The sequence below is a fragment of the Winogradskyella sp. ABM4_392 genome (assembly GCF_056160445.1).
The window spans coordinates 514,190-532,794 of record NZ_JBSWXE010000002.1 but is presented as its reverse complement, the minus strand read 5'-3'; the positions used below and the strand labels follow the sequence as shown (position 1 = coordinate 532,794).

17 protein-coding genes are annotated in these 18,605 nt (G+C 32.5%); 14 read left to right on the top strand and 3 right to left on the bottom strand.

All coding sequences use genetic code 11. The features are described 5' to 3' along the window. The first annotated feature begins 28 nt into the window (after positions 1–28). Positions 29–772 carry a hypothetical protein gene (locus ACXAFS_RS08535; RefSeq protein ID WP_475306382.1) on the top strand — a complete coding sequence of 248 codons (744 nt, stop codon included), beginning with the start codon at positions 29–31 and terminating at the stop codon, positions 770–772. Here ACXAFS_RS08535 and ACXAFS_RS08530 read toward each other — a convergent pair. The 3 genes from ACXAFS_RS08530 to ACXAFS_RS08520 are packed head-to-tail and all read right to left on the bottom strand — an operon-like array spanning position 761 to position 2,883. Beyond that, positions 761–1,153 (bottom strand): DoxX family protein, encoded by a 393-nt coding sequence (locus tag ACXAFS_RS08530; RefSeq protein ID WP_475306381.1) that lies wholly within the window; start codon positions 1,151–1,153, stop codon positions 761–763. The genes ACXAFS_RS08535 and ACXAFS_RS08530 overlap by 12 nt on opposite strands. A gap of 57 nt (positions 1,154–1,210) precedes the next feature. Next, the gene (locus tag ACXAFS_RS08525) at positions 1,211–2,122 is read right to left on the bottom strand and encodes a bifunctional metallophosphatase/5'-nucleotidase (RefSeq protein WP_475306380.1); all 912 of its coding nucleotides are present in this window, start codon (positions 2,120–2,122) and stop codon (positions 1,211–1,213) included. Between the two features lie 2 nt (positions 2,123–2,124). Next, a complete protein-coding gene (locus ACXAFS_RS08520; RefSeq protein WP_475306379.1) occupies positions 2,125–2,883 on the bottom strand; it encodes a 5'-nucleotidase C-terminal domain-containing protein in 759 nt (252 codons plus the stop codon). Between the two features lie 67 nt (positions 2,884–2,950). Here ACXAFS_RS08520 and ACXAFS_RS08515 point away from each other — a divergent pair, with 67 nt between their 5' ends. The 13 genes from ACXAFS_RS08515 to ACXAFS_RS08455 all read left to right on the top strand — a co-directional run bounded on the left by ACXAFS_RS08515 (position 2,951) and on the right by ACXAFS_RS08455 (position 18,604). Continuing rightward, complete coding sequence (locus ACXAFS_RS08515) at positions 2,951–3,469, top strand: DUF6913 domain-containing protein (protein ID WP_475306378.1); 519 nt, start codon at positions 2,951–2,953, stop codon at positions 3,467–3,469. Next, on the top strand, positions 3,469–4,353 hold the full coding sequence (gene dapA, locus ACXAFS_RS08510; RefSeq protein ID WP_475306377.1) for a 4-hydroxy-tetrahydrodipicolinate synthase: 885 nt from the start codon (positions 3,469–3,471) through the stop codon (positions 4,351–4,353). The genes ACXAFS_RS08515 and dapA overlap by 1 nt, the downstream gene beginning before the upstream one ends. A gap of 108 nt (positions 4,354–4,461) precedes the next feature. Continuing rightward, positions 4,462–5,262 carry an outer membrane protein assembly factor BamD gene (locus ACXAFS_RS08505; protein WP_475306376.1) on the top strand — a complete coding sequence of 267 codons (801 nt, stop codon included), beginning with the start codon at positions 4,462–4,464 and terminating at the stop codon, positions 5,260–5,262. 11 nt (positions 5,263–5,273) lie between these two features. After that, a complete protein-coding gene (locus tag ACXAFS_RS08500) occupies positions 5,274–5,600 on the top strand; it encodes a DNA-directed RNA polymerase subunit omega (RefSeq protein ID WP_076616447.1) in 327 nt (108 codons plus the stop codon). Positions 5,601–5,607: 7 nt separating this feature from the next. After that, entirely contained in the window at positions 5,608–6,819 is a 1,212-nt protein-coding gene (gene coaBC, locus ACXAFS_RS08495) for a bifunctional phosphopantothenoylcysteine decarboxylase/phosphopantothenate--cysteine ligase CoaBC (RefSeq protein WP_475306375.1), read from the top strand. After that, positions 6,812–7,699, top strand: a complete 888-nt coding sequence (gene porD, locus ACXAFS_RS08490) for a type IX secretion system protein PorD (RefSeq protein WP_475306374.1) — start codon at positions 6,812–6,814, stop codon at positions 7,697–7,699. Before coaBC ends, porD begins: the two co-directional genes overlap by 8 nt. A 77-nt stretch (positions 7,700–7,776) precedes the next feature. Then, positions 7,777–9,429 (top strand): DNA repair protein RecN, encoded by a 1,653-nt coding sequence (recN, locus tag ACXAFS_RS08485; RefSeq protein ID WP_475306373.1) that lies wholly within the window; start codon positions 7,777–7,779, stop codon positions 9,427–9,429. 41 nt (positions 9,430–9,470) lie between these two features. Next, entirely contained in the window at positions 9,471–10,283 is an 813-nt protein-coding gene (locus ACXAFS_RS08480; protein WP_475306372.1) for an enoyl-ACP reductase FabI, read from the top strand. A 135-nt stretch (positions 10,284–10,418) separates the two neighbouring features. Next, on the top strand, positions 10,419–12,119 hold the full coding sequence (locus ACXAFS_RS08475) for an FG-GAP-like repeat-containing protein (RefSeq protein ID WP_475306371.1): 1,701 nt from the start codon (positions 10,419–10,421) through the stop codon (positions 12,117–12,119). Positions 12,120–12,133: 14 nt separating this feature from the next. Continuing rightward, a complete protein-coding gene (locus tag ACXAFS_RS08470) occupies positions 12,134–13,861 on the top strand; it encodes an FG-GAP-like repeat-containing protein (RefSeq protein WP_475306370.1) in 1,728 nt (575 codons plus the stop codon). 141 nt (positions 13,862–14,002) lie between these two features. Beyond that, positions 14,003–16,564 (top strand): fibronectin type III domain-containing protein, encoded by a 2,562-nt coding sequence (locus tag ACXAFS_RS08465; protein WP_475306369.1) that lies wholly within the window; start codon positions 14,003–14,005, stop codon positions 16,562–16,564. Between the two features lie 74 nt (positions 16,565–16,638). Then, positions 16,639–17,643, top strand: a complete 1,005-nt coding sequence (locus ACXAFS_RS08460) for a glycosyltransferase family 2 protein (protein ID WP_475306419.1) — start codon at positions 16,639–16,641, stop codon at positions 17,641–17,643. A gap of 4 nt (positions 17,644–17,647) precedes the next feature. Then, complete coding sequence (locus ACXAFS_RS08455) at positions 17,648–18,604, top strand: YbbR-like domain-containing protein (protein WP_475306368.1); 957 nt, start codon at positions 17,648–17,650, stop codon at positions 18,602–18,604. Position 18,605: the final 1 nt, after the last annotated feature.

Sequence of the window (18,605 nt, the reverse complement as noted above, 5' to 3'; positions counted from 1 at the left end):
ATTCGCTTCATTAATAAGGGATTAATTAATGTTAGCAAATAAAATCTTAAAAGTACTGTTATTACTTTTAGGTGGTGTTTTTATAATACTTCAAGGTCTTGGCTATGAAGTACAAGGTGCCGCTATAAGTGCTCTGATGCTTGTGCTATTGACCATTTTGTATTGTGGTTGGACAGCAGATAAGTCTAAGCATTTCTTTTGGTTTTTGGTGATTTTTTCAATCGGTCACATTTTAAGTTATACAGGTTGGTTTATGCCATTGTTAGAGGTAGACCAACTGGATATACACTATTATGGTGCTAATATCCTCTTTATTTCTGCATACTTGTTTTTGATTGTCAAAATTCTATCAACTATCGATATTAATAAGGTCTTCAAAGAGTTATCAATACCAATTATAATTCTTCTTATACTTGATGTGTTTTGCGTGGTTATAGTTACTGATGCAACTGATGGTAAACTCTCTACATATGAATATATTTTAGAGTTTATTTATAATGGAGTCATTATGGCCTTGTTGTCTGTTGCTCTAATTGATTATATGTACAGAAATGATAATAAGTCCATGCTATTTCTATTAGGCTCTATTTGTGTAGTTTTTTCAGAAATAATTCAATTGGCTTATTATTATATTTTAGATGATAAAAATTTAGGATTTATCTATTCGTTTTTCTTAGTTGTAGCATTTATATTTTTCTACTTACAATCTCAACTTAAATACACTGGACCACAGCCTACGTATTTTGATATGGATGAACAGTTAGGATCTTGACTTTTTGCCAATTATTGGGATATCTTTCTTGTGATAATAAAGAATAATAGTACTTAGTAAAAATGTGATTAGTGCTGTGTAAAAGAGGACTCCATTATCGCCTTTAACTTCAATACCTAGTTGTGTTAAATGCATTACTATCGCTCCACCTAAAAGTCCTAGGGTTAAAAGAGCACCTGTCCAAACAGTTTTTGGTATTAATAATAAAATTCCTGCGATTAACTCTAATATTCCAATTCCAATTCTTCCATAAGGTTCTAGGCCTACAGTTTCAAAAATATAGACACTGTCTGGATGTGCAGTAAACTTAAAACGAAGTGTTTGAATTAATATAACAGCTACAGCGATTCTAAGTACTAAAATAATTTTGTCAGATTTCATATTTTCTTGGTTTAGTTGAAATCTTAGACGCTTCAATTTTAGAAACTTACAAACTTACTAAACGATTATTGTGGTGCTATCTGAATAAAGAGGTTTGCCTTGTTCAAAATAAAAGTCAATTCTACCTAAATATAATCCGTAAGCACCAACTTGGTTAACCAATACATTCTTGCCTTCACTATTTTGAGCTATCGTCGGTTTAGGTAAAAAAGTATGTGTGTGTCCTCCAATAATTAAATCGATGTCTTTTGTAGCTTTTGCAAGGTGTAAGTCGCAAACGCGATCTGGATGAGTTTTATAGTAATAACCAATATGAGAAAGACAGATAACCAAGTCGCAAGACTCTTCTTCTTTTAAGATACGCGACATATCTTGCGCAACTTCGATTGGATTGTGATAAACAGTTTCTTTATACATTTTTTTATCAACCAAACCTTCAAGTTGAATGCCCAAACCAAATACACCAATTCTAACACCATCTTTTACAAGGACTTTGTATGGTTTTACATGTGTGTCCATTACCGTATTTGAAAAATCATAATTTGCAGAAACAAATTCGAATTTTGCATGTGGTAATTGTGCATAAAGTCCATCTATGCCATTGTCAAAATCGTGGTTTCCAATAGTTGCCAAATCGTAATTAAGCATACTCATTAGTTTAAATTCTAATTCACCTCCATAATAATTGAAATATGGAGTGCCTTGAAAAATATCACCAGCATCTAACAATAATGTGTTAGGGTTTTCTTTTCTAATATTTTCAACTAAAGTAGCACGTCTTGCTACACCACCTTTGTTTGCATTTCTTTTGTCGTTTGGTCCAAAAGGGTCTATATGACTATGTACATCGTTAGTGTGCAGAATTGTAATATGTTTTCTGTTGGACACACAAGATTGAAGATTTAATGCGCCTAAACCAGCAAGTGCTGTAGCAGCAGTTGTTTGTTGTATAAAATGCCTTCTTTTCATTATTATTCTGCAGTTAACTTTGTGAAACGATTGTCAATTTTAGGATTGATGGTGTCTTCTTTTTTGAAATAATCAATCAATACATTTCTAATTTTGTAATCAAGTGTACATAAACTATCGTTTGGATGAAAGAATGTCATACGATCACCACCATTATATAGATAATCATTAGTGGCAACATAGTATGTTTCATCTTCTGAAACTTTTTTGCCATTAACCAATGCTTTTTTAATGTTAAAATCTTCATCTAAAAGTAATTCAACTTGCTTAGAGACAGGATGAGCACGTTTAGCTTTAGAGAGATAAGTAAACAGTTCATTGATTTGTTTTCCTTTTAATGCAACAACTACAACAGAATTTTCAAAAGGCATTACTTCGTAAGCTGTTCTTGTCGTAATGTTTCCTTGTGAAATTATAGCTCTAATACCTCCGTGATTCAGCAAAACAAAATCTATATTCTTTCCTGTACGTTTATTAAAAACAGGATTACTTTCGCTAAAAACAGCATCAGCCATAAGATTTCCAATAGCAGTGTTTAATTCTCCATCAGTTTTAGAATAGGTATCAGGTGCAAATGAGATGATGCTATCTAAATTCTTGTTTACGTTGTCTCTGTAAGGGCTTATAAAATCTTCTATCTCCTTATTTGATGTAATATTTTCGTCAATTTCTAGACGATTACCTTCAATTCTATTAGGTAGTTCTTTGCAAGAATATGCAAGGCTCAAAAAAAGAACTAAAAAAAGTGATTTTTTAATCATTGTTTTAAAAATAGTAGTAAAAAAATGGTTGTGCTTTTGTTAAATTTGCAACAAAGGCTAAAGATAAATGATTTTAAAAGCATTTAAGGAAAAATCAAATCAAAAATATGTAAACAAATTGTTGTCTGCTCGTAAAGCAGCTGTAAACAACAATAAAGTTAAGGTTATTGCGATTTTACTAAATGTAAGCGAATTTGAAGATTTTGAAGCCTTTAGGAATTATTTTAAAGAATTGAACTTAACATCTCCAAAGCACAAGATTGTTGCTTTTACAAAAGATGATAAGTATGAAGGAAGCCAATGGGAAACTTATTTTTCACCAAAGCATTTTGGGTGGAAGGGTAAAATAAACAATATCGACTTGCAAGCATTTATAGATGAACCTTTTGATGTATTGGTAAGTTATTATAAAAACGATACATCTGAGTTAGATTTAATAACAGCGGCATCTAAGGCCAACTTAAAAGTAGGACTTAGTAGAAAGGATGAACGTTTATATGATTTAATCATAGATGTTAATCCAAAAGACATTAAGACATTTAAAAACGAACTAAAAAAATATTTAAACATTTTAAACAAATTATAATGACCAAATTCATAGGCACAGGAGTAGCGCTAATTACACCATTTAAAGCAGATTTGAGCATAGATTTTGAAGCGTTAGAGCGATTAGTAGAGCATAATATAAACAATGGTACAGAGTACTTGGTAATTAGTGGTACTACTGGCGAGAGTGTTACGGTTACTGCAGAAGAAAAAAAGGAATTAATAAAGTTTATAAGCAAAGTAAACAACGGAAGATTACCTTTGGTTTTAGGTATTGGTGGAAATAATACAGCGTCTATTATAAACGAGATCAAGAATACGGATTTAACTAATATAGACGCCATTTTATCTGTATCTCCGTATTATAGCAAACCTACGCAAGAAGGCATCTATCAGCATTTTAAAGCCATTGCTGAGGTGTCACCAAAACCAATAATTTTATATAATGTTCCAGGTAGAACATCGTCTAATATCTTACCAGAAACAACAATAAGACTAGCGAAAGATTTTGAAAACATCATTGCAGTTAAAGAAGCAGGTAATAATGTACACCAATATCTAGAATTACTAAGAACCAAGCCGGAAGATTTCTTGGTACTATCTGGCGATGATGATTTAGCATTAGGTGTAGCGTTAGCAGGAGGTTCTGGTGTAATTTCCGTTATAGGGCAAGCATTGCCAAAAGAATTTTCAGAGATGATACGATTGGGTATTGCAGGTAAAGCTAAAGAAGCCTATAAAGTTCATTTCGATTTAATGCCTATAACGCGTTTAATTTTTTCTGAGAATAATCCTGCAGGCATAAAAGCAGTATTAGAAGCACTCGAAATTTCTAAATCTCATGTGCGTTTACCGCTTGTTGAAGCAACAGATCAGCTTAAAAAAGACATAAAAATTGCTTTAAAAGATTTAGGTAAAAGTTAAACTTAGTTTAAATTACATAGTGCATCTAAAACAACCATTATTTTAGCGTATAATTTTTGTTTTTAAAATCCGTTAATAATGCGTACTTTTGCATCCTGTTTAAAATTTATGAAGCAAGGAATTTACATACTTTTAGCAACCATTTTATTGGTGTCGTGTAGCGATTTTCAGAAAGCATTAAAATCTGAAGATATAGCAGAGAAATTTAAGATGGCTGATGAATTGTACGAAGCTGAAAAATGGAATAAATCTAAAAGACTTTTAGATCAGATTCTTCCAAAGTATAGAGGGAAACCTCAGGCAGAAAAGCTAACATACATGCATGCTAACTGCTCTTATGAGGTTGGAGACTATTACTATGCAAGCTATCATTTTGATAAGTTTACAGATATCTATCCACAAAGTGAAAAGGCAGAAGAAGCAGCTTTTAAGTCTGCAAAAGGATACTATTTTAATTCACCAGTATACTCTAAAGAACAAAAAGAAACTGTTGAGGCTATTGAGAAATTACAGTTATTTGTAAACCAATATCCTAACTCTCAATATTTAGCAGAGGCAAATACTTTGGTTAAGGAATTGGATTTTAAATTAGAAAAGAAAGCTTTTGAAATTGCAAAACAGTACGACTTAATAAAAGATTACAAGGCGTCTGTAAAGTCTTTTAATAATTTCTTGTTAGATTTTCCTGGATCTTCTTTAAGAGAGAAAGCCTTGTATTATAGGTTACATGCAGAGTATAATCTGGCGATATTAAGTGTAGATAGATTAAAGGAAGAGCGATTAAATTTGGCCAAGAATTATTATAAAGCTTTTGTGAAGGCTTATCCTAACTCAGAGTTTCTTGCAGAAACAATAGAGTGGAACAATAAATTAGAAGAAGAATTACAAAACATAACAACAAAAAGTTAATCATTATAACGATGGATTTAAAAAAGACAGATGCACCTGTTTCGACTGTTACGTATAACAGAAATGAAGTTGATGCTGCAACGGATAATATTTATGAAGCGATTTCTGTTATCTCTAAGCGTGCTGAGCAAATTAATACAGACATAAGACGTGAGTTAATAGACAAGCTTGAAGAGTTTGCAACTTACAACGATAGTCTTGAAGAAATTTTCGAAAACAAAGAGCAGATTGAAGTTTCTAAGTTTTACGAAAAATTACCAAAGCCACATGCGTTAGCAGTAAAAGAGTGGTTAGATGGTAAAATTTACCACAGAAATACTGAGGATACTCAACAATAATCCTTAGATGTCTATTCTAAGAGACAAAAATATTTTATTAGGCATTACGGCAGGTATTGCCGCATATAAATCTGCTAGTTTAGTCAGATTATTCATTAAAGCAGGCGCTAACGTTAAAGTTGTTATGACGCCTGCTTCTAAAGATTTTATAACTCCACTTACGCTATCAACCTTATCTAAGAATCCTGTATATTCATCTTTTGTTGACGAAGAAGATGATAATGAGGTTTGGAACAATCATGTAGAACTGGGATTGTGGGCAGACTATTTTATAATAGCTCCTGCAACAGCCAATACCATGGCAAAAATGGCAAATGGTGTTTGCGACAATATCCTTTTAGCAACGTACTTTTCTGCCAAGTGTCCTGTATATTTTGCACCTGCAATGGATTTAGATATGTACAAGCATGAGTCTACAAAAACATCTTTCGAAAAACTAACCGCTTACGGTAATAAAATGATACCAGCAGGAACTGGAGAATTGGCCAGCGGTTTGGTTGGAGAAGGTCGCATGGCAGAGCCAGAAGATATTGTAAGTTTTGTAGAAAAAGATATTTTGAAGCAATTGCCTTTGCATGGTAAAAAGGTACTTATTACTGCTGGCCCAACTTATGAGGCATTAGATCCTGTGCGATTTATCGGTAATCATTCTAGTGGAAAAATGGGTTTTGAAATTGCAAGAGCTGCAGCAAATCTTGGTGCTGAGATCATTTTGGTTTCGGGACCAACCCACCAAACTATATCGCATACACTAGTTACAGTAAAGCCTGTGGTTAGTGCGGAAGATATGTATAATGAGGTGCATCAACATTTTAATTCTTCAGATATTGCCATTCTTTCTGCTGCTGTAGCAGATTACAGACCAAAAAATGTGGCAGACAAAAAAATAAAAAAGAAGGATACTACGTTTAGTATTGAGTTAGAAAAAACAAAAGATATTTTAAAATCTCTAGGCGAGATAAAAAAGCATCAATTTTTAGTTGGTTTTGCATTAGAAACCAATAACGAATTAGAGCATGCCAAAGGAAAATTAAAATCTAAAAATTTAGATTTAATTGTGCTTAATTCTTTGCAAGATAAAGGTGCTGGTTTTGGAGTATCAACAAATAAAGTTACATTTATAACATCGTCTAACGATATTATTGAAAATCCGCTTAAATCTAAAGCTGAAGTTGCTAAAGATTTAATGCAACAGATATTAAAACAGCTAGATGCGTAGATTATTAGTTTTATTAGCCTTTTTATTCTCAGCCGTAGTGTTTTCGCAAGAGTTGAACTGTACTGTTAGTGTTATTGCTCAGCAAACGGGAAATGACAATAATGTTGTTTTTAAAACCTTAGAAAAGCAGCTCAATGAATTTATAAATAACACTAAATGGACAGAGAAAAACTTTGGTGCAGAAGAGCGTATTAATTGTAGTATGGTTATTAATATTAGTAACTACGAGAACGACAGCTTCAGTGCCACCTTACAAGTTTCTTCTTCTAGACCAGTATTTAATTCTACATATAGTTCTCCAGTCTATAACTATAACGACAGAGACTTCAATTTTCAGTATATAGAATATCAAAATATGGTATTTAATCCGCTACAATTTGAGTCTAATTTGGTGTCTGTATTATCTTTTCATGTATTTATGATTTTAGGTATGGATGCTGATTCATTTGCGTTAAATGGAGGTGATGAATTTTTTGCTCAAGCACAAACTATAGCAAACTACTCGCAACAATTAAACGGACAAGGCTGGAAACTAGAAGATGGTTTACAATCGCGTTTTGCTTTAATTGATAACTTATTGTCACCTACATTTAAAGAGATTAGATCTACAATGTATAGCTACCATATAGAAGGTATGGATATAATGGCTGAAGATGCAAAAGCAGGAAAGTCTAAAATTATTTCAACATTATCAGAATTACAGAAAATTCATAGAAGACGACCAAATTCTTACTTATTGCGTGTGTTCTTTGACGCTAAATCTGATGAAATTATGGACGTACTCTCTGGTGGTCCAAATGTTAATATTGTAGAAGTTGTAGATATACTTAATAAGATTGCACCGATGCATTCTCAGAAATGGCGAAAAATTAAGTTTTAATTTTCTCTTTATTTTTCGAATAGCCATTCTCAACTTAACTCAGATTCTATATTTTTGTAAAAACAAATTATAGATATTTGCTAACCTCACTTTACATAAAAAATTACGCTTTAATAGACGAACTCAATGTTCAGTTTAATAATGGATTAAGCATTATTACAGGTGAAACAGGAGCAGGTAAATCTATTTTATTAGGAGGTTTGTCCTTGGTTTTGGGTAAACGTGCAGACTTAAGCCAGGTAAAAGATAAAGACGAAAAATGCATAATAGAAGCAAGCTTTGATATTGCTAATTATAATCTTAAGGCCCTTTTTTCAAAATTAGATTTAGATTATGATGTGCAAACAATAATTAGAAGAGAAATTTTGCCTTCTGGCAAGTCGCGTGCCTTTATAAATGATACACCAACAACCTTAGATAGTTTGTCTGAGTTGAGTTCACACCTTATAGATATTCATTCACAGCATCAGACACAACAATTAATAGATAACGATTATCAGTTTAAAGTTATAGACGCTTTGGCTGATAATAAAGAAAACTTAGAAACGTATTCCAAAAAACTGGCTGATTATAAACATCTTCAAAAGTCCTTACAGACTTTAATGGATTCAAAAGCAGAAATGATAAAAGAGTATGACTATAATCTTTTTTTGATGAATGAGTTGAACGAAGTTAAACTAGAATCTATTAATCTTGAAGATTTAGAAACACAGTACGAACAGCTCAATAATGTTGAAATAATCGGAGAGAAGCTCGCTAACGCTAAAGGCTTCCTAAGTTTGGAAGATCAAGGAATTATTGATCAACTAAATGCCATAAAACAAGAGCTTAATAAAATTTCTGGTTTTGGTAGAGCTTATGAAGCTATTTCTGAACGTGTTACAAGTGTTCATATAGAACTCAATGATTTATTGTCGGAATTAGATGATTTAGAAGACACATTATCAAATGACCCTCATGAGTTAGAGCGTGTAAATTCTCAACTTCAAATTCTCAACAACCTATTTCAAAAACATTCTGTATCTCAAATTAAAGATTTAATTTCTATAAAAAATGAATTAGAATCTAAAGTATCTGATACGGAAGGACTGGATGATGCTATAAAGAATAAAGAAGACGAAATATCCAATCTTCAAAAAGAACTAAATAAAATAGCAGATCAAATTTCTAAAAATCGAGAATCTGTACTGCCAATTTTAATACAAAAACTTGAAAGTTTGCTTGCTGGTTTGGGAATGCCAAATGCCAAATTTAAGATTGAGCTTACAGATGCAGAACGATTTTTACATAACGGAAAAGATAATTTGCAGTTTTTATTTATGGCCAATAAAGGCTCTAGTTATAATGAATTGAAGAAGTCTGCTTCAGGTGGTGAATTGTCAAGGATAATGTTGGCTATTAAATCAATTTTATCAGAATATATTCAATTACCATCTATAATGTTTGATGAAATAGATACCGGAGTTTCAGGTGAAATTTCAAATAAGATGGGAGACATCATGAAACAAACGAGTGGCAGAATGCAAGTGTTTGCTATAACGCATCTACCTCAAATTGCAGCCAAAGGCAATTCGCATTTCAAAGTATTTAAAATTGAAAATGATAATACAACAGAAACACAATTAAAAAGATTGGGTGAAGACGAACGCGTTGTAGAAATCGCTCAAATGTTGAGCGGAATGGATATTACAGAATCTGCTCTGGCTCATGCCAAGCAATTATTGAATTAATACTATATTTACAGCATTAAAACTGACTAAAATAATACACTATGTATAACTTACTTAAAGGAAAAAAAGGAATCATTTTTGGAGCTCTTGACGAAAACTCCATAGCATGGAAAACAGCGGAGCGCGTACATGAAGAAGGAGGCGAATTCGTACTAACTAATGCGCCAGTAGCTATGCGTATGGGACAAATAAATGCTCTTGCTGAGAAAACAGGCTCGCAAATTATTCCTGCAGATGCCACTTCAGAAGAAGATTTACAGAATTTGGTAGAAAAGTCTATGGAGATTTTAGGAGGTAAATTAGACTTTGTTTTACACTCTATAGGTATGTCTATTAATGTTAGAAAAGGAAGACATTACACGGACCAAAAGTATGATTGGACTCAAAAAGGAACTGACGTGTCTGCAATGTCTTTCCACAAAGTTATGCAGACGCTTTACAAAGCAGATGCAATGAACGAATGGGGAAGTATCGTTGCGTTAACTTATATGGCAGCACAACGTGTATTTCCAGATTATAATGATATGGCAGATAATAAAGCTTACTTAGAGAGTATTGCTCGTAGTTTTGGCTATTTCTTTGGAAGAGATAAAAAAGTACGCGTCAATACAATATCGCAGTCACCAACCCCAACGACCGCAGGTAGTGGTGTTAAAGGTTTTGATGGGTTTATATCTTATGCGGAAAAAATGTCTCCATTAGGCAATGCAACAGCTATGGACTGTGCAAATTATACTGTGACGTTGTTTAGTGATTTAACACGTCGTGTTACACTCCAGAATTTATACAATGATGGAGGATTTAGTAATATGGGAGTTAGTGACGCTGTCATGGAGAAATTCACAACAGAATAACTTTGAATTAAAATATAATTCAATATTTAAAGCGTAACTTTAAAAAAGTTGCGCTTTTTTTGTTAAATAGATGTTAATCTTATATTTTGGTCATAGGTAGTTTATTTCTCAGTTATAGAATATGTTTTGTAGGTTATGAAAAGAATATGGATTTGGACTTTATTAGCATTTAATTTTACTTCAGCTCAGATTTCCTTCACAGAAAGTTCACAACAATTAGGTGTTTCTGCAAGTTGCGGATATACATTTTTGGGAAATGGTATTAGTTTTTATGATTACGATAATGATGGTTGGGATGATATTTCAATAGCCTCTTCCAATGGTGATCCAGTATATTTTTTCAAAAATATAAATGGAAATTTTGTGCCACACAATCTTAATATAATAACAAATAATCTTAGTGCTAAGCAGATTAACTGGGTCGATATAGATAATGATGGTGATAATGACTTGTTTATAACAAGTGATAATTTGGGTGTAAAGCTATATAAGAATACTGGTAATATGATAATGCAAGATATTACTAGTACTTCTGGGATGTTACCAGATGAGTTTCCTTATTATGGAGCTTCTTGGGGAGATTATAACAACGATGGTTATTTGGATGTTTTTGTGAGTATAAGAGATAATCTAATACCTAACATTTTATATAAAAATAATGGTAACAATACATTTACCTTGGCAAATTCTGAAGCAGGACTTTTGACTACAGGTTATATGTCTTTTTGTTCAGCATTTTTAGATTATGATAATGATGGAGACCAGGATATTTATGTATCTAATGACAAGTATGCTAACCGTAATTTAATGTACAAAAATAATGGTGATGGTACATTTACTGAAGTGGCAGCAGAAACAGGTACAGATATTAGTATAGATGCAATGACAGTAACAGTTGCAGATGTAAATAATGATGGATGGTTAGATATGTATATAACTAATGATCCCAATAATAATGTTTTTTTTATAAATAATGGAGATGGTACATTTACAGATGTTGCACAATCTTATAATGTTACCTTTAATAGTACTAGTTGGGGAGCTGTTTTTTTAGATGCTGATAATGATAAGGATTTAGATCTTTATGTCAGTGGTGAAAATAACGGAAGTATAACTAGCCAGTTATCTTCGGGTTTTTATGTAAACAATAATGATGGTTCCTTTAGTTTATATAATAATGCTGTGCCCAATGATTTTGCATACAGTTATGGTAATGCGTTAGGTGATACCGATAATGATGGTTACCCTGAAATAGTTGTCAATAATATAAGCCACAATAATATATTTCTTTGGAAAAACAATACACCAGACATCAATAATTGGTTAAAGGTAAAACTTGAAGGTACTTTAAGTAATAAACAAGGAATTGGCTCATTTATTGAAATTTCTATTGATGGTGAAAAGCAATATAGATACACACATTGTGGTGAAGGATACTTATCCCAAAATTCAGGAACTGAATTCTTTGGAACAGAACATCACACCATAGTTGATTATGTTAAGGTGAAATGGCTTAGTGGATTAGAGGACATTTTGTATGATGTGCCTGTTAATCAAACTTTAAATATTGTTGAAGGTTCTACATTATCTCTCACAGAATATGATCAACCAATAATTAATTATAATAATCCTGTAGAAAACACCTTCAATCTAAATTCTTCCACTACTATTAATAGCTACAGAGTTTTTGATAGTTTTGGAAAAGAGATTTTAAATGGAAAGTCTGATGAAGAAAATATTACATTATACCTTAGCGACTTATATAGTGGTATTTATTACTGTGAACTAAAGTTTGAAGGTTCATTACATAAAGTTATTAAATTGATTAAAAAATAAGTTGACTACGCATTATGAGATCAGCATTGAAATTATTAGCTCTGATAGTTTTTATTTTGAGTTCCCAAGTCTATAACTGTCAAATAAGTTTTCAAGATCAAGCATCTGCAAGGGGTGTTGGTGAATCTTGTGGGATTATAAATTATGGTGGAGGTATTTCTTTCTTTGATTATAATAATGATGGATTGGATGACATAACAGTAGCTACCGAAGATTCGCAAGGTTTATTAATTTTTAAGAATATATCAGAAGGTTTCTTTATTTCTGAAACAAGTTTAATTCCTAATAACACTTTTCAGCAAAGACAACCTGTCTGGGTCGATTATGATAATGATGGTGACTATGATTTGTATATCACTAGTGACACAGATGGTAATAGGCTTTATCAAAATAACGATAATTCATTAATAGATGTTACGAATACATCAGGTCTACCGATGCCAAATTTATTTTCTTTTGGTTCCTCATGGGGTGACTATAATAATGATGGCTATTTAGATGTATTTATAAGTAATAGAGATGTTAATTTTCAAATTCCAAATTACCTATTTAAGAATAATGGTGATGGTACTTTCACAAATGTTAGTCAGACTTCAGGTATTGGTGTAGGGAGCCATTTATCTTTTTGTTCTGCTTTTTTCGATTATAATAATGATGGTTGGCAAGACATATATGTGGCTAACGATAAAACACAAACACAGAATTTATTATATCATAATAATGGTGACGGTACTTTTACTGAAGTTGGTGAATCTTCAGGTACTAATGTGGCTATAGATGCTATGAGTACAACCATTGGAGATTATAATAATGATGGTTGGTTTGATATATATATAACGAATGGAATAGATGGTAATGTATTATTTAGAAATAATGGAAATGGTACTTTTACAGATATGGCAGTGATTTCAGGAACTACTTTTAATAGTGCAGCCTGGGGCTCTGTATTTTTAGATGCTGAAAACGATGGTGATTTAGATCTTTATGTCAGTGGTGAGTTTAATGGGTCAGTGACTGGATTTTTATCATCAGCTTTTTATGAAAATCTAACCAATAATACTTTTACTCTATTAAATAATGGGAGTTTTAGTAATGATAATCTTGAAAGCTTTTCTAATGCAATAGGTGATATAGATAATGATGGTTTTCCAGAGATTGTGGTGAATAACTCAAATAATGAAGACTTGTTCCTTTGGAAAAATCTAACTACAACCACTAATAATTGGTTGAAAGTAAAGTTGGAGGGTACAACAAGTAATAAACAAGGAATAGGGTCTGTAATTGAAATTAGTGCTAATGGGCAGAAACAGTATAGATACACGCTTTGTGGAGAAGGTTATTTAGGACAAAATAGTGCAACTGAGCTTTTTGGAATTGGATCTAGCACAATTATTGACTATGTAAAGATTACTTGGCTAAGTGGTATGCAAGATATATTGTATAATGTCAATCCAAATCAAACCCTTCTAATTACAGAAGGTTCTAATCCTCTAAATACTAATAGTTTTAATGATTTTAATGTTAATATTTATCCTAATCCTGCAAGAGATTTTTTATATATTAAGACTTTTGAAGAATATGGTGTTACATACGAAATCTTAGATATTAGTAGCAGAGTATTTTTGCGTGGTAAAATAGATAGTTCAGGATACGTAAACATTAAAGATTTGGCTTCTGGACATTATTTAATTAAATTAAAAAATTCATATAAACAATCTTTAAAAAGATTTATCAAGTATTAACTCTTTTAAAATAATTAGTTAAAACATCGCATGCAATTTAGCGATGTTTTTTGTTTTTTATCGATTAGTAAATAATGATTAGGTGTATTGTAAAATATTGACATATTTTTAACATATTACTAACTTAAAATTTATGTTTATATGAAAAAAATTACAATTAATGTTTTTGTAATAATGTTTATGTTAGGTACGTTTGTAAGTGTTGCACAAACGCTTAACCAAAACGCTAGTTGGCCTAACGCAGCGTGGACATTATCAGGAACTTACACACCAGGAGGTTTGTTGTCAGATCCAACTGTAGCTGGAACCACATTTACATGGGATGATGATGGAGCTGGAAATGGCTCTTTAGATGATATACAAGTAACATCACCAGTAATTGATTTAACTGCTGCTAGTGGTGCTGGTGAGACTTGGATAACTATTAGCGGAGATTATGAATACAGACCTTTAAATAGTGATATTCTAGCCATTGAAGTTTATGATGCTGATGCCATGACTTGGTCTTCTCTTCAAACTTTTTCGGGAAACTCTACTACTAGTTACGATTGTACGACAAATGTAGCTCCTTACACAACTTCTGTATTAGATATATCTGGGTTTACTGCAACACAGTTATCTGGTTTTCAATATCGTATTTTTTATGATGACAATGATGATTGGAACTGGGGATTTTGTCTTAGTTCACCAACAATTACTTCTGCGACTCCTCCTTCTTGTATAGATCCTTCTATGTTAACTGCTACTAGTGTAACTGATACAACTGCAGATTTAGGTTGGATGGAAAATGGTACAGCTACAGCTTGGAATGTTGAGGTTGTAACTAGCGGAACACCTGCAACAGGTACTCCAACAGCTTCTGGTGTTATGAACCCATATGCAGCATCAGGCTTAACAGCAGATACAGCTTACGATTTTTATGTACAGGCTGATTGTGGTGGTGCTGGTACATCTAATTGGGTAGGACCATTTACATTCTCTACTGCTTGTGCTGCAATTGCTGCACCTTACACAGAGGACTTTGAGACATTTACTACAGCAACTACTGCTTTTGTTGCAGAAAATTGTTGGGCTGCAAATGCCAACGGTACGTCTTTTTGGGAATCTGCTCCTGGTACAGATACTGGTTCTACTGGTACAGGTCCAGACCCAACAATCACAACGGGTAATTATTTTTACACTGAAGTTTCAGGAAGTACACAAGGAGATGAGGCAAATTTATTATCTCCATTAGTTGATTTAACTCCTTTAACAACACCTTCTTTATCGTTTGATTACCACATGTACGGTATTGTTACAGGTACATTAAACGTTTTGGTAAACGGAACTGATAATGTTTGGTCATTGACCGGACAGCAGCAGACTAGTGCAACAGAAAGTTGGATAACTGCTTTTATTGATTTATCAGCATATTCTGGACAATCAATCACTATCACATTCAATGCTGTCAGTGAAGGCTCTTATGAAGGTGACATATCAATTGATAACGTCTCTTTTGCAGAATTACCTTCATGTCCTACACCAGGTATTCTAACGGCAACAAATATCACGGATACAAGTGCAGATTTAGGATGGACTGAAAATGGTTCTGCTACAGCTTGGGATGTTGAGCTTGGTCTTGATGGATTTGCTCCTACTGGTACACCAACTGCTGCAGGTGTTGGAAATCCTTATTCAGCTATGGGCTTAACAGAAAATACGGCTTATGATTTTTATGTACGTGCAGATTGTGGTTCAGCGTGGGCTGGTCCATTCTCATTCACTACATTAGAAACATGTCCTGCACCTTCTGCATTAGATGCAACGAACTTAATGGAAACATCTGCTGATTTGAGTTGGACAGAAAATGGTACAGCTACTATATGGAATGTAGAAGTTGTAACTAGTGGTACACCTGCAACAGGTACTCCAACGGCTTCGGGTGTTACAAATCCTTATACTGCTATGAGTTTAACTGCAGATACAGCTTACGATTTTTATGTACAAGCTGATTGTGGTGGAGATGTATCTGCTTGGGTGGGACCATTTACTTTTAATACGGCTCCTCCTGCACCTGTGTGTGGTGGTCAATTTGTAGATTCTGGCGGTAGTTCTGGGAATTACAGTGCTTCTGAGTCATCAACATGGACGATTACACCAGATAGCCCAGGTGATGCTGTTACTATTACGTTCACATATGTAGATATTGAAGTTAATGGATTTGGTGGCAATGGTTGTTATGATTCTCTTACAATTTATAATGGACCAGATAATACATTCCCTGTTTTGGCACAAACACTTTGTGGAGAAGAAAGTGGTGATGGAGGTGTGCCTTCTGACCCAGCAGTAGAATTAAATATAGGTGATGCGTTTACATCTACAGATCCTTCAGGTGCTTTAACTATTGAGTTCTCTTCTGATGGTTCTGTACAAGAAACAGGATGGGTTGCAGATGTAACTTGTGCAACTTTAGGAATTGATGATGTTGAAAATAATACATCATTTACTTACTATCCAAACCCAGTTCAAAATACATTAACATTAAATGCTCAAAATACTATTGAGAATGTTGCAATGTATAATATGCTAGGTCAAGAAGTATTAAGAGCAACACCAAATGCTTTAAATAGTGAATTAGATATGTCTAGCTTGCAAGATGGTACTTACTTTGTAAAAGTTACTATAGCTAATACTACTAAGACAATAAGAGTAGTTAAGAACTAATCTAGACTTATATAAATTATCAAAAGCCACCTTTTAAGGTGGCTTTTGTGTTTTCTTTGGTTACTTTTGTAGCTATGGAGAAGTTGTATTTTTCTTTTATAATTCCTGTTTATAACAGACCTGAAGAAATTAAAGAGCTCTTAGAGAGTTTTAAACATTTAGATGGTGATTTTAACTACGAAATAGTTATAGTTGAAGATGGTTCTTCCATTAGGTCTGAGGAAATTGTTAAGAGTTTTAGTGCTCATTTAAGTATATCTTATTTCTATAAGGATAACTCAGGTCCTGGCGATTCTAGAAATTTTGGTATGAGGCATGCCAAAGGAAATTACTTTATGATACTAGATTCAGATGTTATCCTACCTTCAAATTATTTACTAGAAGTAAACAAGTTTCTTTCAAATACATATTATGATTGTTTTGGTGGACCAGATGCAGCACACCTTTCATTTTCAAATCTTCAAAAAGCTATCAACTTTGCTATGACCTCTTTTATTACAACTGGTGGTATTAGAGGAGGGAAGCAAAAAATTGAAGATTTTCAGCCAAGAAGTTTTAATATGGGCTTATCTAAAAAAGCATTTTTAGAAACAGGTGGCTTTGGTAAAATACATCCTGGTGAAGATCCTGATCTGTCTTTAAGACTTTTAAAATTAGGTTTTAAAACAACTTTAATTGAAAATGCTTTTGTTTATCATAAACGTCGAATATCGTGGTCTAAATTTTACAAGCAAGTAAATAAGTTTGGTATGGTACGACCAATACTTAATCAATGGCATCCAAAGTCTAAAAGTTTAACATATTGGTTTCCTACTATATTTACTATAGGTTTAATTAGTGCAATAGGTCTTAGTATGTTTAATGTGTTATTGCCTTTATATTTTTATGGTTTTTATTTTGCAGTTGCTTTTGTTTTAGCTTTAGTAAGTAGTAAAAGTTTGGTTGTAGCTATTTTGTCTTTGGTAGCTATTTTAATTCAATTTTTTGGCTACGGTTATGGATTTATTAAGTCTACATTCAATATTGTAGTTTTGGGTAGGCAACCAGAAAACGCTTTTCCTCAGTTATTTTTTAAATGATAAAATGAGTTCAAAAAAAAGATTGAGCATATTAGATTATATAAAAAAGCGAAATATTAATCGTTTCAGTATCTTTTTTGCTATAGCATTTATCTTTTTAATTTTTTCAAAACTATCCAGCGATTATAACCAAACCATAAAACTTAAAATACAGTTTAACAATCTGGCAGAAGAAATAATAATTAAGCAAGACACATCTATTATTATTGATGCTGTTGTAGAAGCTAAGGGTTTTTCATTAGTACCTTATATTTTTAATAACTCTAAGACAATTACCTTAAATACCAATGAAGACGTAATTGAAAGTGAAAATGAGTTTGTTTTTAAGGTACAAGAAAACAGTTTTCTTATAGAGAAGCAGTTAGGGTCTTCTTATAAAGTTCGTTCTTTAAAACCTGAAGTGCTGCATATACCTTATTCTAAAAGAGCATCTAAATTTGTACCCATTGAATTAAAAGCGGATATTAATTACACTACTGGTTTCGATATAAAAGGTAATTTTGATTTAAGTATAGATAGCGTTAAAATTGTTGGACCTGACGAAAAAATAGCAAATATCAGCTCTGTATTGACAAATGATTTGAAACTAAAGAATGTTAGTAACGATATTAATGCCAGTGTTACTATGTCTGAAATTAATGGAGTCGAAATTTTTCCTAAAAGCATAAATGTAAAAGCAGAGGTAAAACGTTTCACAGAAGGTAAGATGGAGGTGCCATTGACAATAATTAATAAGCCAAAAGATGTTCTTATTAATTACTTTCCTAAAACGGTTACGCTATCGTATTATGTGGATTTAGAAAGTTTTAATGAGATTAAAGCTTCTGATTTTCTTGTTGAATGTGATTACAATGAAATAAGCGAAAATCAAACTTATTTTATACCTAGAGTTACTAAACTCCCAGAGTTTGTAAAGCGTATAAATGTTAAGCAGAAGCGCATAGATTTTATAAGATTATAAT